Raw genomic sequence first — 15906 nt, forward strand, 5'->3', positions numbered from 1 at the left:
AAATGCTATAACATTCCATCCTTTTATAATTTCAAGAAAATCTTCCCGCCAATCATCCTTGATTAGGCTATATAGATAATCTAGTGCCAGTAAAAATTGCACCACAACATTAAATATAGATCGTTATGGTGTTCGCCCTTAAGCCATTCTTAAGAGGCTCTACAGAGCAAAAACATGAATAATGATGTAAGAATTACAAAAATTGGGACAACAGACATAAAGAGGTTTCGGCTCAGTCAGCAACTTGAATAATCCACTAACACTGAGCCTTTCTTTCAGATCTCCGGACTAAATAACTGTTCCGAAATGTAGATCACTGGGATGTAGAGTAGGAAGGGAACTCGGTTGCGTTTTGGCGATCTGATCAATCGCCAAACCAAACAGCCACCAAAACGAACCGAGTCCCGCAATGCTAACACTTCCAGACCGCGCAGAGCGACGCCGTATCATCCAAAAAATGCATAAAACCAACGACAGAGATCACTGTCGCAGGCTCAATGCCATCCTGCTCCTGGCTAACGGCTACAACGTCACCGAAGTCTCGCGGATGATGGCGGCTGGTCGTTCCTCTATCAACCGTTGGATTCAGTGGTATACCCAGTGTGGTCTTGAGGGCCTTGAGTCGATGAACCGGGGCCGGGTTGCCACACAGCCATACCAGCAAATCAAGGTTGTTTTAGAGGCGTTGATTCAAATCTCTCCCCAAGATATCGGTTACCAGCGGTCACGTTGGAGCACAGAGCTGATGGCTATTGAGATTAACCGGATTATGGGCTTAAACGTGCATGCGTCTACCATTCGTCGTTGGTTGCCCAGGATGGGCATTGTCTGGCGCAGAGTAGCGCCAACACTGCATATCAGAGACCCCGATAGGGACGCCAAGTTGGCCCGTATAAAGCAGGCGCTGGAAAGATGCTGTACAGATCATCCGGTGTTCTACGAGGACGAAGTGGACATCCATTTGAACCCCAAGTTGGGGTCAGACTGGATGCCACGAGGTAAGCAGAAGAAGGTGGCAACGCCAGGGCAAAATGCTAAACACTATCTGGCTGGCGCACTGCATGCGAAAACAGGTCGAGTGTCCTATGTCGCCAGCACCAGCAAAGACTCAAACCTGTTCCTATCGATGCTGCAACGGCTAAAACGCCAATATCGAAGGGCCAAAACCATCACGCTTATCGTGGACAATTACATCATCCACAAGAGCAAGAAAACACTGCGCTGGTTGGCCAGAAACCCGAAGTTCATTTTGCTGTTTCAGCCGGTTTACTCACCATGGGTCAACAAGATCGAAAAGCTCTGGCATGCGCTCCATGAGACAGTCACCCGCAATCATCAGTGCAAAGCCATGTGGCAGTTGCTGAAACGAGTCCGGTACTTCATGGACAATGCATCACCTTATCCCGGTGGAGACCATGGACTGTTGAAAGTGGAGCACAATTAGGATCAGCTATTTAGAACCAATGCTTGTTCATAAGTCGTAGAAAGTCTTTCGTTATCGGGTAGCCTGATGCAGAACCAATCACTGAGTCTATCGAGCATTCAGGACAAATTGCTGTTTGCCCAACTCTGTCGGACTCCTTATCTGTGAGAGTAAAATCTGTCCATTCCACAATTTCGGATGGGTTAAAAATTTCTAGACAGTAAAAACAACCACATAGCTCCGAATCTAATATCTCCTGTCGATGAAGGATAGAGCTTTTATGCGCTGCGATATGCTTTTCTTCCACTTGTCCTCCTTGCACATTTAACGCCACGCCTAAGCGGCGCAAAACAAAGCTTGGCTACAGTCCGTGAGGTACGAGCACAAGCCAAGCGTTTTTTGTCCGTGTCTTAAGGCACTTGTTATATGTAGCTAACCAAACTGGTCCATCAACGTCATCACTTGAGAAGCTATCAACGCGAAGCCTATGACTATTGACGTTGTGGGTGAAGAAAAATTTCTACTTACCGGACTATCTTTCTTGAGGTTTAGCCCACGTACAATGAAACCTATTCCGACACCTATCATCACCATACTGATGATCAAACCGGCTAATGAACTGGAAGACAACTCTCTTTCCTCTTACATATAGACATCATGATTCCCTGTGCAAAGGTCGACCTCCTGCGTTTTATCGTGGGTTAGTAAAACCAGAGCCACACTGTTTGTTGTATCACGCAATCAAACACAACAGGAGGTCGACATGATTAAAGCTAACACACTTTTCGTCGGACTGGATGTGCACAAGGAAACCACGGATGTCGCTTTGATTTCCGATTCGATGGGCGACACCGTTCGCTACTACGGCACCGTTCCCACCAACATGAAAGCCTTCGACAAGCTGCTAAAGCAGCAGGCGACCAAGGCCAATAAACTCTGTGTTGTCTATGAAGCCGGCCCTTGCGGCTTCTGGCTCTACCGCCATCTCAATAAGCGCGATATCGACTGCTGGGTCATTGCACCTGCTCTCATCCCAAAAGCTCCTGGCGATAAAGTGAAGACCGACAAACGCGACGCTTGCACCTTGGCACGCCTAGCTCGCTCGGGGGACATTGCCCCCATATACATACCTGACGCCAGAGACGAGGCCATTCGCGATCTTATTCGCTGTCGCGAGGACGCCATGCTGGACCTGCGGCAAGCTCGTCAGCGGCTCAAGTCGTTTCTACTGCGCAATGGCCACCCCTGTAGCGGTCGACAAAACTGGACCGACGCCTATAAACGCCACCTGGCTGACATCCACTTCTCCGAGCCAGCACAGAAGATCACCTTTCAGGACTATATTCACACTGTCACCGAGCGTTACGAACGCCTGCAACGCCTCGAACTCGAAATGGAGACCCTGGCCGAATCCTGGCGCTGGTATCCCTTGGTACAGCAACTCACGGCGCTGCGAGGCATCCGCTTCCTGTCGGCCATCACCCTGATGGCGGAACTTGGCGACCTGCGGCGTTTCACCAACCCCAGGCAACTCATGAACTTCGTGGGGCTAACCCCCAGTGAACGTTCAAGTGGTACTAGGGAAAGGCGCGGGAACATCACCAAATGTGGCAATACCCACGCTCGGCGCATCCTCATTGAAGCCGCCTGGGCCTATCGCTTTAGCCCCAAAGTCTCCCGAGAAATGCAGATACGTCAGCAGCACCACTCACACAAGCTGCAACAACGCTCCTGGGAGGTACAACTGCGCCTGTGTGCCCGCTTCCGGCGGTTGCAAGCACGAGGCAAAGAGTACAACAAAGTGGTCACCGCCGTGGCCAGAGAGCTCACGGGCTACCTGTGGGACATCGCTCAGCGTTTTGAACCAGAGCGCCGTGTCCACATAGGCTGACAATCTGGAAAACCATCCTGGTGATGCAGATCGGCGGCAGCGGTGAGAGCAACCCTCGAGGGCGTTAGGCGTTTATATGCGCGCACATAGAATGAGGCAAGGCTCCAGCGGCGCAAACAAGTAATGCGGATAACCAAACCCGCGAATATCAGCAAGGTCAACCGCCGAACATTGACTTGCCAAAGGTCTCTCACCAGGGTGTCCAAGCCGGCCTTTTAGGGCCCGGCATGGACAAGTCTGTGCCTATTGACAGGGGGAATCATATCAACGCCCTAATCAGCCGCGCTGTTTTTTGGCGTCGGCTGGATTTTCTTGTTAGAGGGACATAAATGTGTAATTACTGGTAATTCATAAGCTAAGACAGACACGCACTCGTTTAAACCTACGATCAAAAACTCCACCGGTTCATACAGCTTACCTGAGACGAAATGGTCTCTCGATTTCTCGAGGTCGTTCCAACCTCCGCATAGAACTTTAAAGCACCAGCCCTTGAGCAGGTTGCACTCAGTCCAGAACTCGCAAAGATCGCCTTCGTCCAGTACACGAAATCCATAAATTGTGTCAAAATGGACTCTTGCTCTCCAACTGTTTGACTCAACAATAACCTCCAAACCGTCAGAAGATAGCTTCACCTCTTCAACGGTTGTTGTTCGATCAGAAACAAAGTCTGTTTCAACAACTGATACCTTCGGCTCGAAAATCATCCGTGTCCTTCTAACGCCTGCTTAACAGGCAAATGCTGGTTGGCTAAAATCCGAAGCGCAGCGTAGGAGCCAACCAGTATTTGTTGATCCTGACCCGATAAAGTGGACACGGGTTTGTTATGCCGCGAGTCTCTCGAACTGGTGTGGACTTTGGTAGCCCAAGCTCGAGTGTAATCGTCGACGGTTATAGAACTGGTCAATGTAGTTAGCCAGTTCGTCTCTCAGCTTCCAATGATCTCGGAACCGTGCTCCCTGGAACATTTCGCCTTTCAATGTATGGAAAAATGACTCCACCTCGGCGTTGTCAGTACAGCAACCAGCTCGGTTCAAGCTGTGTCTGATTCCATGGCGCTTGTAGTAACCTTGTAGGTTTTCATTCAGATACTCAATACCTCGGTCAGAATGGAACAGCAGGCCCCCTTTCGGGCGCCGCGTGCGTAGCGCTTTCACCAAGGCACCTTCAGTCAATTTTGACGTCCGGTTATCGCTGAATGACCAACCGACAACCTTTCTGGAGTACAGGTCGATAATCACCGCCAGGTAATACCATTTCCGCCCTAGCTTTAAGTAGGTAACGTCGCCGGACCATTGCTGATTGACAGCAGTTGGGGCATCACTAGTCAGCCTCAGGTTTTCTGTTGCCTTCAAAGTTTGCCGGCGCTTGTTCATTTGACGGTAAACCCTCACAGAACGCGCCCTAAGGCCAAGTTCACGCATTAGCCTGGACACTCGCTTTCGAGCCACGCTAATGCCTTTCTGCTTCAGCTGGGCATGAATTCGAGGGCTGCCGTAGCGCTCTTTGGACAAACGGAAAAGCCGCTGAATCTCTCTGCTCAGGACGCTATCAGTTTGAGCGCGTTGACTGGGCTGACGCTTCTTCCAGGCATAGAAACCTGACCGTGAAACGCCGACAAACTGGCATAATCTCGATAGTCGGATTTTACCCTGATATCGCGCTACGAATCGGAACGATTCCTCTGTTCCTCGGCTTGAAACCGTTGCCACTTTTTTAGCAGATCATTCTCCAGCTCTAACTCAGCAAGACGCCGCTTGAGTTGGCTGATTTCATCACTTTTGGAAAGCTGCTCTGGCTGCTTTTTAGTCTTTTTTGTCATGCCCCATTTGCCGTCTCGGTACTCTTTGCGCCAACGAGACAACATGAACGGATGAATGTCCAGAGCTTGGGCTACTTCCTTTACTGAACGATGAGGAAGGTGTGACCAAGTCACCGCTTTTACCTTGAACTCTACACTGTACTGCTGGGTTCGTTTTCCTGTCTTGTAGGCAGGCATTGTGACACCTTAATCTAACGATTTTGGTGTCCACTAAAACGGGTCAACTTCATGTCCTAGTTTAAGCGCTTGTTAGTTGCATTTTATATTATGTATATAGTAACCCGCGATACCCTCTATATAATATATGTCGCAATATTTTTTCTCGTTTGGGCAAATATGTCCAAAACCCGCAACTTTCCACTCTTCGCCGTTATTCAAATGAAATAACGACCAACTTCCTCTTGTTTTATCTCTTCCAGTTCTAAGGCATGTGGCATTGTTAACTTGGTATAACCCACTAAGCATTTTTGTTGGATATGCTGGCAGTGTAGCAATCAGCATATAAACATAAAACCCTGCAATCAAGCTAATTAGAGGTAATGCAAAAAGACTAAGAATGAATTGTCTGTACTTTCCTTCTTTGTAAGAAAGTGCTAAATAACGGAACCCTGCCGGTTTTTTATCTGTTCCTCTAAAAACGGAAAAAGAAATTATTAACGTAAACAATATGAAAATGGAAGTGTAGGGAATAACAATAGATTCTAATAATTCAAATGGAACATAAGGGGTTTTAGCTCCAAGAATTATCCCCAATACTGACAATCCAAAAACACTCAGTATTATTGTTACTTTCTTTTCCATCTTAATCCATACTCGAAAACTAGACCGTGGCCGAAATTACGCACTGGCAACTAACGCCCCGCCTAAGCGGCGCAAAACAGTGCTTGGCTACAATCTGCGAGGTACGAGCGCAAGCCAAGCGTTTTGCGTCCGTGAGTTCAGGCGCTTGTTATAGTTTCTAATCGCCTAATCCTGATAGCTGTTCGGAATCTCTTTCTTGAAAGCCATGATGCACTTCTCGACAACCTCTAAAGGGAGTGACTCCCGATAGATAGACATAGTTGTGTCACGTCGCCGGTCATCCCTGAAAATCTCAAGTACAAGCTCCTTGCCGCTATAGAGTTCAAGCCCTATACCGTCTCTTTCTTCACTCACATCAGATGCAATGATAAGCGAGTAACCCTGGATGGCCGTCACGACTCACGCCTCCGAAAAACTATAACGCTCCACTTAGCGGGAGCAATCTGGCTGGCTATAATCCGTGAGGTACGAACGCAGCCAGCCTGGTTGCTATCCGACTACAGTGTCTTGTTATATTTCTGCTTCAAAAATGCTTGGAAGTATGGCTCAATGGCTTTGTCTACCTTGCTTAGTTGTGCTCTAGGTAGGTGGTTCGCATAAACCCTCTGAGCTACTCCACCAATTAGGGCTAACTCTCGAAGCACCTCCCTCACCGCCCGCTCTCTGCTTAACCCTCTAGACAAAATCTTTAACCGAGCACTAATTGAGCTGTAAATGACTGGTCTATCAAACCTAGAGTTAGCAAACAGTTCTGCTCCAAGTACTACTTGGTCAATCTGCATCTTCCAGTCTTCCGGAACTAACGATAGAACACGCTTGATGTCCTTAGCTGTAAGAGAGTGAGATGGTTCTTTGCTCAATTTTGCTACCACTATCTTCACTGGACTCTCCCGGAAATATAACGCTCCACTTAGCGGGAGCAGACTGCCCGGCTATACTCCGCGAGGCACGAGCGCAGCCGGGCTGGCTGAAATCCGCCTACAGTGCCTTGTTATGTGTTTACTTCCAACTGAACATGTCCACCAACCACTTCGACATTCCCAAAGCTACCGGACAAAAGAAAGCCAGATGGGACCTTTAAGAACGTATCGATGTTGCAGTAATCAGTGGTTCCATCAGGGTCGACCGTGCCCTCGATAATGGCAATGTCGATTAGCCCTCTAACTTCAGTGAATCCGATAAAAACCACAGTGATACGGCGGTAGCATGTGTACTCATTACTTTTAGGTGCTAGGTAGAGCTCAGAATCAGGCCAGATGCTAGCCTCAAGCTCAATCAGCAGTTCACTGGCGCTTAAGTTCCACGACATAACGAAGGAATCATTCAGGTCGATGCCGCTAAACATTTTCATTTCCCGCCAGTCCATGCCACCTCACACATAGACATCATGGTTCCCTGTGCAAGGGTCGACCTCCTGCGTTTTATCGTGGGTTAGTAAAACCAGAGCCACACTGTTTGTTGTATCACGCAATCAAACACAACAGGAGGTCGACATGATTAAAGCTAACACACTTTTCGTCGGACTGGATGTGCACAAGGAAACCACTGATGTCGCTTTGATTTCCGATTCGATGGGTGACACCGTTCGCTACTACGGCACCGTTCCCACCAACATTAGGGCCTTCGACAAACTGCTGAAGCAGCAGGCGACCAAGGCCAATAAGCTCTGTGTTGTCTATGAAGCCGGCCCTTGCGGATTCTGGCTCTACCGCCATCTCAATAAGCGCGATATCGACTGCTGGGTCATTGCACCTGCTCTCATCCCAAGAGCTCCTGGCGATAAAGTGAAGACCGACAAACGCGACGCGTGCACCTTGGCACGTCTGGCTCGCTCGGGGGACATTGCCCCCATATACATACCTGACGCCAGAGACGAGGCCATTCGCGATCTTATTCGCTGTCGCGAGGACGCCATGCTGGACCTGCGCCAAGCTCGTCAGCGGCTCAAGTCGTTTCTACTGCGCAATGGCCACCCCTGTAGCGGTCGCCAAAATTGGACCGACGCCTATAAACGCCACCTGGCTGACATCCACTTCTCCGAGCCAGCACAGAAGATAACCTTTCAGGACTATATTCACACTGTCACCGAGCGTTACGAGCGCCTGCAACGCCTCGAACTCGAAATGGAGACCCTGGCCGAATCCTGGCGCTGGTATCCCTTGGTACAGCAACTCACGGCGCTGCGAGGAATCCGCTTCCTGTCGGCCATCACCCTGATGGCGGAACTTGGCGACCTGCGGCGTTTCACCAACCCCAGGCAACTCATGAACTTCGTGGGGCTAACCCCCAGTGAACGTTCAAGTGGTACTAGGGAAAGGCGCGGGAACATCACCAAATGTGGCAATACCCACGCTCGGCGCATCCTCATTGAAGCCGCCTGGGCCTATCGCTTTAGCCCCAAAGTCTCCCGAGAAATGCAGATACGTCAGCAGCACCACTCACACAAGCTGCAACAACGCTCCTGGGAGGTACAACTGCGCCTGTGTGCCCGCTTCCGGCGGTTGCAAGCACGAGGCAAGGAGTACAACAAAGTGGTCACAGCCGTGGCCAGAGAGCTCACGGGCTACCTGTGGGACATCGCCCAACGTTTTGAACCGGAGCGACGTGTCCACATAGGCTGACAATCTGGAAAACCATCCTGGTGATGCAGACCGGCGGCAGCGGTGAGAGCAACCCTCGACGGCGTTAGGCGTTTACATGCGCGCACATAGAATGAGGCAAGGCTCCAGCGGCGCAAACAAGTAATGCGGATAACCAAACCCGCGAATATCAGCAAGGTCAACCGCCGAACATTGACTTGCCAGAGGTCTCTCACCAGGGTGTCCAAGCCGGCCTTTTAGGGCCCGGCATGGACAAGTCTGTGCCTATTGACAGGGGGAATCATATCAACGCCTCACTTAGCGGGAGCACAGACTGCCCGGCTATACTCCGCGAGGCACGAGCGCAGCCGGGCTGGCTGAAATCCGCCTACAGTGCCTTGTTATGCGCGCCCTAATTTGGACTTCCATTCTTGTAACCACATCTCTTCGCCAAAAGACTCAATTGAGTCCTCCTTTGCAAGAGACTCAACAATTTCAATGCACTTATTTTCAATATTTTTAGGTAGCTGGTGACATTCTATAAGTTGGTGAGCAAGCCACCTCTTTGCTGAAGAGTGGTTAAGCAGCTCATAGAGAGTCTCCAACTCATCGTTTGTTGCAGCCCGCACAATAGCGTACATTTCATCTACCGCGGCATTTGTAGATTGAACTGACTTCCTCTCGCCATACTCTGTCTTCTCAGTGACTTTTACTAACTCTATATACCTGCTCAACGTCGACTCCACTTGGCGCATAACGCCCCGCCTAAGCGGCGCAAAACTGTGCTTGGCTACAATCTGCGAGGTACGAGCGCAAGCCAAGCGTTTTGCGTCCGTGAGTTCAGGCGCTTGTTATGGGTAATTCTATCACCCCCACTTATCGAGAATCTCTTGAAGTGCCTTAAGCACTTTAACCCTCCTGGCGTCCTTATTAATTCCCTTAGGCAACTTGCAATACCAAGGGTGCCAGTAGTGTTCGAAAAGTGGGTGATTTCCTCTAGTGGAGGGATGTATCTTCTTTTCAAAGTAAGCTTTACAGTCTTTGACCTGCTCAATGCTTTGAAACTGGAAGGTAAAGTTGCATACATTCGCAAAGTAGACCCACTTCTCCAAGAGGTTGTCTCTAGCAGCTGTAATCGGGACACCACCTTCAGTAAACGAGCTCATGAAGTCTGAGTGCTTCTTCGGATCTGCAACTTCTCTCCACACTTTGCTCATACACCTATACCCATAACGCCCCGCTCAGTGGCGGCAACAAGCCGGTTAAAATCTGCGAGGAACGAGCAACACCGGCGACTGTTGACGTCCAGACTGAAGCGGCTTGTTATATGCTGACTATGTCCAAATCTGCATCATCCGGTCTAAATAGCTCCAACCAAAGAGTAGAGCCATCATCACCCGAGCACTCGAGATCAATGGAATCATCATAAACATCTACCACCGTCGCAACATCTCCTGCTCGAGGCGCACGCGTTCCAACGCTCAAGTCACTGTGCTCAAATTGCTTCTTGAGCCTCATTATTCTAACAACTGAGTATTGCTTCATTGCGAATCCAATAGGCATAGTCGTGGTAGAGCGGCCAGTTACCCGTGCCGCCCCCACACAGATCCGGACGTGCGGAACTACCGCATCCGGCTCCTCAGTTATACATATGCTCGTGTAATACACGCGCCCAGATACCAGTCCACTTTAACGTTACTACGTCTACGAACTCGCATCCCCCTAATTCCAAAACACATTAGCATCTGCTTCAGGCCTGCCCAGTTGTAACTGCGCCGCTGACTTCGCCTATTTAGCCATTTGTACAAACTATCGATGACATGCTTGTACAGGCCTGTGAGGCTACGGCTGTTATCCGGCAGACCAAAATAATTGCCAAAGCCAGTCAGTTTGCGTTTGAGACTGGGCAGCCACTCTCTTAACCGTTTAAATCGACTGAATTTTATCCAGCGATAGAACTCTGTTAACGTGGCTTTCTGCTTCTTTGGCGCAGTGCGCCGTCTCAAGCAGGCTTTACCTTTCGCATTCAATTCCCAAAGAAACTCGAACCCAAGGAACTGAAATTTCTTATCTCGCCCTGGGCTGTAACGGTTGAATCGAATGATTTTGGTCTTTTCTCCGGCTACCTCAAGATCGAATTTCTTTAGCCGTTTTGGCAGCACCCGATAGAATGCTTCTGCATCCTGTTGGTGCTGAAAAGCACACACAAAATCATCCGCATAACGAATGAGCATCGCATCGCCTCTTAATCGAGGCTTCACCACCTTCTCGAACCAAATGTCCACAGCATAATGCAGGTAGATATTTGCCAGTATCGGGCTGATAACGCCACCTTGCGGGGTACCACTGCGCGATTTCGTGCAACAGCCCTCCGGTGACTTTATCTTCGCCTTCAACCACTGCTTGATAGTGCTCAGCAATGCCTTATCGTCCACTCGCTGCAGCAACATTTTGTGCAACCAATCGTGACTCATATTATCGAAGAAACCCTTAATGTCAGCTTCCACGATATAACCAAATCGACCCCGAAACAGATTCTGATTCAGACTCTCTACGGCTTGGTGAGCACTTTTGTTCGGCCGATATCCATAGCTGAAGGGCAGGAAATCGCTCTCCCAGATGCTTTGCAGTATCTGACTGACACTTTGCTGCACCAGTTTATCGTCTATGGTCGGCAGCCCTAGTGGCCGTTGTTTTCCATTACTCTTAGGGATGAATACTCGCTTTATCGGCTTCGCCCTGTAACGCTTGGTTTTAAGCTCAGCGGATAAACGAGTGATGTTCTGCACCAGATTTTGTTGATATTCTGGAAAACGAGCACCATCTACGCCTGGCGCGGCGTGTTTGTTTAGTTGACCCCAGCTGGTATACAACAATTCAGGCTCTAGCAGTCCATATAGATCCTGAAATCTGTGCTTAGGGTGGGTTCGTGCCTTAAATGCAATGGCTTGCAGGTCGGTTGTCATAGTGATTCCAGCTCTACTCTGTCCGGCCTATGTGTCTGCTGCATGCCGATATAACTGTCAGCCCCTTCGCCCTGTGACTGGCTTTCCCAATCTCTGACTACTATGAGCTGATCCGACTGCCAAAGGGTCTTCGTTCACCTGCGCTTAGGCTGAGTTTTCCTACCACCGTCCTTGTGGAACACCTTTGGCTCTCTCAAGTTCCTGATGCATCTCTTCTTACATGCCACGGCTTGATAACTCCGCTGACTCGCATCAACCTCACCAATGGCGGTTGAATTGCATGGACTTCGACTCTGTTACCAGCCTCGTCAGTCAGGAGTTTCATAATTAACGGAGCGATACCAGCGCTTCAGGATCACGATAATCCCTATGGCCTATAAGATTCTCTGTGTACGCTTCACCCAGATTGTTCGATTGGTTGTGGCAATACCACTGAAAAGCATCGGCTAATCCCAAACTCCGCCTTGGGCGCAACACTCGATACGGGTGACTGGTTAGGCCTTGCCCGACAGGGACTTTCACCCCGCAAGATGCATCAAGCTTCGCTTGACGCACTAACAGCTTATTATGCGGCGACTTGCCGCCTATCACACATTAAAATCTCGCCGCCTATCTGCAGAGAGCGACATTCTCGAATCACACTAAAATTACCGTGGCTTCATTGGCTTACCGGCCAAGTTGCCCCGAATCGTTAAAGGCAGTTTTGAGCGTAAGGCGGATCCCGCTTGCGGAAAGGCGGATTTGACCTATAACTGTATATTCATACAGTTATAGAGGGCCATCAATGACATCTCCATTCCTTCAGCATCTGGCCGAGAGGATGCGCGCCATGCGATACCGTGAAAACACGGTACGCACCTACTCACTCTGGATAAGGCGGTACATCAACTTCTGTGGTCAGAAACACCCCACTGAATTGGGCCACTGCGAAGCTGAGCGGTTCCTGTCCTACCTGGCTACTCAGTGCAATCTATCGCCCAGTACCCAGGCCATCGCTCTTAATGCGTTGGTGTTTCTCTATAAGGAGGTCGTGAATCAGCCACTGGCACTGACATTGGAGTTCCAGCGTTCCCAGCGCCAGCCCAAACTACCGGTGGTTCTCACCCAGACAGAGGTGTCCACCCTCCTTGCCTGCGCGGCGCCTCGCTACAGATTGGCCATGCAACTGATGTATGGCAGTGGACTTCGCAAGAGTGAAGCCTACCGCTTGAGAGTCAAAGACCTCGACTTTGATTATTCCGGTATCCAGGTCTGGGACAGCAAGGGCGGTAAGCATCGACGGGTAACGTTAGCCAGGGAGTTGTTCGACGCCCTAAGGGGCCAGATTTCCCACGTTCAACAGCTGCTGCAACATGATCGTCAGCATCCGGAGTATTGTGGCGTTAACATGCCTTTCGCTCTGGCCAGAAAGTTTCCAAGAGGCCCCTTTGAACTGGGGTGGCAGTTTCTCTTTCCTTCGGACACTCTGTCCCACGACCCTGACGGTGGAGCGTTAAGACGTCATCATATCCACCCATCCAGCCTTCGAAAGGCGGTGAAGATGGCAGCAATAAAGGCCAACATCACCAAGCAGGTGACCTGCCACACTCTGCGTCACTCCTTCGCGACTCATCTTCTCCAGAGGGGCACCGACATTCGTACCATACAGGCACAGCTGGGCCATCAGGATTTAAGGACCACGCAAATCTACACCCATGTATTGCAGATGGGGGCAGATGGTGTTCAGAGTCCGCTAAGTCACTTAGGTCTAAGCATTAACAATGTTAGTGAACACCAACCTATATACCATTGAAAACATTGAATTAACACTTGCGCAACCCTCGGGGTTCAAGCACAGCTCCGCCATTCCGGCAACCTGTTCGAAGGTGCTGAAAACTAAGGGATTAGTCGGGTTGTGAGAGGTTACTCTACCCCAGCCAAGGGAGTTAAACAATTTTCTGGATCAAACTCTTGAATCAAGGGAACCGGTGCTCATCAGCGCTGTGTATTGCCTAAACCCAGGGTTGCGGCAAAACTTAGCACTCCTGGGTCAATGGCTAGAGAATAAGAATGGTCTTGGTTTGTTTTGCTTGTTGGCTGTCAAAGGCTGTTGCCTGATTTATTGAGTAACTCTTACTGAGAGTAAATTCGCACTATGTTGCTGGCTCAGCAGCAAAATAAGAATGAACAACAAAAAAGGCACCCCTTCCGTCAGAAGACGAAAATACAGAAGGGATGCCATGGCCTTAAGAACGGCGAGCCTGTATTTCAAATCTAGCGAGAAATACAGTGACGGCAGCATTGGGATGAGATGAATTCCGGAGCCGAAACTCCGGCCTACTCTGCCGTCGCGCTTACCTTACTTCTTAAGCTCGTGTGGCCACTCTTTCTCTACACGCTCAGAGATAAACTTGGCCTTATCAGTTTTCATCTTCTCCAGGTCAAGACCCGCCCGAGGTTGTGCCTCTGCTTTGGTGTCAACAGTAGTGATGTCGAAGACATAATCCGGGTCGTACTTGGTCAGCAGGGCATCCGCCTCAACCAGGGCTGCATCGATAATGCCGTTGGATTTCTCCAGCAGACGAACCGCTTCAGCCTTGTTGTGGGCATGGATACCGTGAGACGCGGTAGCGCTGTCCCAGAACCACTGAGCATTACGAATCTTGGTCAGCAGGCTGTTCATCTCACCAGCCAGTTCATTACCGGCCTTCAGCGCGCCTTCATAGGCCGCTTTCGCCTCACCGATGGTCTTACCCTCCTTCAGTCCCTCTACACCATTGGCAGACCAGATGGCCTGGGCCTTGAAGTGCAGTTCGGTCAAACGAGCATCGGTACCGTTAGCGCCAAAGCGCAGGGCCTTAATCTCGTCCTTACGACCTTTCAGGATGGTCTCAAAGGCAGCGGGGCTGTGACAGCCCTGACAGCTGCTGGGCAGCCTGGAGGCATCGAAGCGAACGTTGTGGTTGGAGAACTCCACCCCTTCGTCGTTGGTGGACTTAGGCATGTGACAGGTGACACAGCTGAAGTCCAGGTGACCAGACATCACGTGGCTGGTGCGGTCGGCCAGGTTTTCATACTCGGGGTGCTGAGTCTTCAGGCTTGGCGCACCAGAGATGGCATTGGTCCAGTCCTTGAAGCCAATGGAATCGAAGTAAGCCAGCTGTGCTTCGGCGGCAAAACCGTCATACAGGCCGTCGGAGCCGGCGTAACCCGCTTCTGTGGCGTAGTCAGTCTTCACACCGGGTACCCAGAAGTCCCAGGGGTATTTCACCTTCTTGTGGTCGGTGCCGTCAAAATAGTATTCGACGTGGCACTGAGCGCAGACCTGGCTGCCCTGCTCTGCGCCGTCCTGAGCACCAAAGGTACGACCCACAGTGGTCATGGCTCTGTCGGTGTAGGGGCGGGACAGACGCAGTTGGTCTTCACCCAGTTCATGACAGTCGGCGCAACCAATGGTGTTGGCCATCTCGTGACCCCAGGTAGACCAGGAGTTGTCGGTGAAGTTGGCCTCGCCAATCTCATCGTACATTCGGGCAAGATCCGGAGACTTACAGGACCAGCAGCTGGCCGCCATGGCTTCGCCTTGAACGGCACCGTCGACGATCATCGGACTGCCGGTACGCAGAGAGGAGATCACATCCGTCAAAGCAAAGTGGTGGCCACGGGCGCGATTGTAGTCTTTGGCAAAGCCATAGCCGGCCCAGGTCACCACCAAATTGGGGTTCTCTTCCAGAAGATCGGTCACGCCCTCTTCCGGCGTATTTTCTTCGGTTTTCGCCCAGGAGGCATGCTGGTCGGGGAAGCTCTCGGCCCAGTTATCACTGTTGTAAAAATCAGCGGCACCCGTTGGGGGGATCATTTCACAGGTGTTGGTGTCGGTATTCAGTACGGTGCCTTCGCCGCACTCCACCGCCGGGGGCGGTTCCACAGGAACCACTTCGCACACATTGGTAGCGGTGTTGAGGACGGAGCCCTCGCCGCATTCAACGTTAATAACCGTAGTGTCATCATCATCACAACCGACGAGCGCAGCCGATACGGCAACTGCAACAAGCAACTTATTTATTTTCATCATTTCCCTCTGAAAACATTTTTTAGAGTGAGTTGCAACGGGCCCTTTGCAATAAAGATTTAATCACCGCGATTAATAAAACAGCAATCCCAGATCTTTGCGTTTATTTAAAAATGTGAACAAGATATTACCAAATACCCCTTTGTGGGTATCACTAAAGAGGTATATGGCCATTGATCAAATAAACAAACACCATTCGACAATATTTTGAACCATCAATGAATAAAATCGCGCAAGAATGAATGCATTCAAAAAACAAATTTACCTTAACCAAACCAATTCAATATGCGGATTACTATTAATTATTCAACGTTCTAAACATAGACAAAATAATAATAGATATCCCGACGAACATGATTTAAATCATTTCCATGAT

12 protein-coding genes are annotated in these 15906 nt (G+C 50.1%); 4 read left to right on the forward strand and 8 right to left on the reverse strand.

All coding sequences use genetic code 11. From position 1 onward, the window contains the following. The first annotated feature begins 409 nt into the window (after positions 1 to 409). Entirely contained in the window at positions 410 to 1444 is a 1035-nt protein-coding gene (locus tag QUE41_RS13750) for an IS630 family transposase (RefSeq protein WP_286339588.1), read from the forward strand. Positions 1445 to 2186: 742 nt separating this feature from the next. Then, entirely contained in the window at positions 2187 to 3314 is a 1128-nt protein-coding gene (locus QUE41_RS13755; RefSeq protein WP_286339589.1) for an IS110 family RNA-guided transposase, read from the forward strand. A gap of 272 nt (positions 3315 to 3586) precedes the next feature. On the opposite strand, the gene QUE41_RS13760 is transcribed toward QUE41_RS13755, so the two are convergent. The 4 genes from QUE41_RS13760 to QUE41_RS13775 all read right to left on the reverse strand — a co-directional run bounded on the left by QUE41_RS13760 (position 3587) and on the right by QUE41_RS13775 (position 7300). Continuing rightward, the gene (locus QUE41_RS13760; RefSeq protein ID WP_286339590.1) at positions 3587 to 4018 is read right to left on the reverse strand and encodes a hypothetical protein; all 432 of its coding nucleotides are present in this window, start codon (positions 4016 to 4018) and stop codon (positions 3587 to 3589) included. Between the two features lie 117 nt (positions 4019 to 4135). Beyond that, positions 4136 to 5310, reverse strand: a protein-coding gene (locus tag QUE41_RS13765; RefSeq protein WP_286339591.1) for an IS3 family transposase whose coding sequence is annotated in 2 segments (ribosomal slippage) — positions 4136 to 5031 and positions 5031 to 5310 — 1176 coding nt in all. Because the reading frame shifts where the segments join, the coding sequence is not laid out codon by codon here. Between the two features lie 72 nt (positions 5311 to 5382). Beyond that, entirely contained in the window at positions 5383 to 5934 is a 552-nt protein-coding gene (locus tag QUE41_RS13770; RefSeq protein ID WP_286339592.1) for a hypothetical protein, read from the reverse strand. 991 nt (positions 5935 to 6925) lie between these two features. Then, on the reverse strand, positions 6926 to 7300 hold the full coding sequence (locus tag QUE41_RS13775; protein ID WP_286339593.1) for a hypothetical protein: 375 nt from the start codon (positions 7298 to 7300) through the stop codon (positions 6926 to 6928). A gap of 127 nt (positions 7301 to 7427) precedes the next feature. Between QUE41_RS13775 and QUE41_RS13780 the strand changes: the two genes are divergently transcribed. Next, a complete protein-coding gene (locus tag QUE41_RS13780) occupies positions 7428 to 8555 on the forward strand; it encodes an IS110 family RNA-guided transposase (RefSeq protein ID WP_286339594.1) in 1128 nt (375 codons plus the stop codon). 359 nt (positions 8556 to 8914) lie between these two features. On the opposite strand, the gene QUE41_RS13785 is transcribed toward QUE41_RS13780, so the two are convergent. From QUE41_RS13785 to ltrA, 3 genes are all read right to left on the reverse strand, one after another. Continuing rightward, on the reverse strand, positions 8915 to 9247 hold the full coding sequence (locus QUE41_RS13785) for a hypothetical protein (RefSeq protein ID WP_286339595.1): 333 nt from the start codon (positions 9245 to 9247) through the stop codon (positions 8915 to 8917). Between the two features lie 132 nt (positions 9248 to 9379). Next, on the reverse strand, positions 9380 to 9730 hold the full coding sequence (locus tag QUE41_RS13790; protein WP_286339596.1) for a hypothetical protein: 351 nt from the start codon (positions 9728 to 9730) through the stop codon (positions 9380 to 9382). Between the two features lie 426 nt (positions 9731 to 10156). Continuing rightward, positions 10157 to 11479, reverse strand: a complete 1323-nt coding sequence (gene ltrA / locus QUE41_RS13795) for a group II intron reverse transcriptase/maturase (RefSeq protein WP_286339597.1) — start codon at positions 11477 to 11479, stop codon at positions 10157 to 10159. 784 nt (positions 11480 to 12263) lie between these two features. Between ltrA and QUE41_RS13800 the strand changes: the two genes are divergently transcribed. After that, positions 12264 to 13271, forward strand: coding sequence for an integron integrase (locus tag QUE41_RS13800; protein ID WP_286339598.1), 1008 nt, complete (start codon positions 12264 to 12266; stop codon positions 13269 to 13271). Between the two features lie 546 nt (positions 13272 to 13817). Here the strand turns inward: QUE41_RS13800 and QUE41_RS13805 are convergent. Beyond that, positions 13818 to 15386: an ammonia-forming cytochrome c nitrite reductase subunit c552 gene (locus tag QUE41_RS13805; protein ID WP_286339599.1), complete on the reverse strand. Its 1569-nt coding sequence runs from the start codon at positions 15384 to 15386 to the stop codon at positions 13818 to 13820. Between the last annotated feature and the right edge of the window lie 520 nt (positions 15387 to 15906).

This window comes from Ferrimonas sp. YFM (assembly GCF_030296015.1).
Classification (GTDB): domain Bacteria; phylum Pseudomonadota; class Gammaproteobacteria; order Enterobacterales; family Shewanellaceae; genus Ferrimonas.

Bases quoted from the DNA above. Each gene is read 5' to 3' on its own strand.
- QUE41_RS13775 (WP_286339593.1), bottom strand. From the start codon at position 7,300: ATGGACTGGCGGGAAATGAAAATGTTTAGCGGCATCGACCTGAATGAT.
- QUE41_RS13755 (WP_286339589.1), top strand. From the start codon at position 2,187: ATGATTAAAGCTAACACACTTTTCGTCGGACTGGATGTGCACAAGGAA.
- ltrA (WP_286339597.1), bottom strand. From the start codon at position 11,479: ATGACAACCGACCTGCAAGCCATTGCATTTAAGGCACGAACCCACCCT.
- QUE41_RS13760 (WP_286339590.1), bottom strand. From the start codon at position 4,018: ATGATTTTCGAGCCGAAGGTATCAGTTGTTGAAACAGACTTTGTTTCT.
- QUE41_RS13750 (WP_286339588.1), top strand. From the start codon at position 410: ATGCTAACACTTCCAGACCGCGCAGAGCGACGCCGTATCATCCAAAAA.
- QUE41_RS13770 (WP_286339592.1), bottom strand. From the start codon at position 5,934: ATGGAAAAGAAAGTAACAATAATACTGAGTGTTTTTGGATTGTCAGTA.
- QUE41_RS13780 (WP_286339594.1), top strand. From the start codon at position 7,428: ATGATTAAAGCTAACACACTTTTCGTCGGACTGGATGTGCACAAGGAA.
- QUE41_RS13800 (WP_286339598.1), top strand. From the start codon at position 12,264: ATGACATCTCCATTCCTTCAGCATCTGGCCGAGAGGATGCGCGCCATG.
- QUE41_RS13790 (WP_286339596.1), bottom strand. From the start codon at position 9,730: ATGAGCAAAGTGTGGAGAGAAGTTGCAGATCCGAAGAAGCACTCAGAC.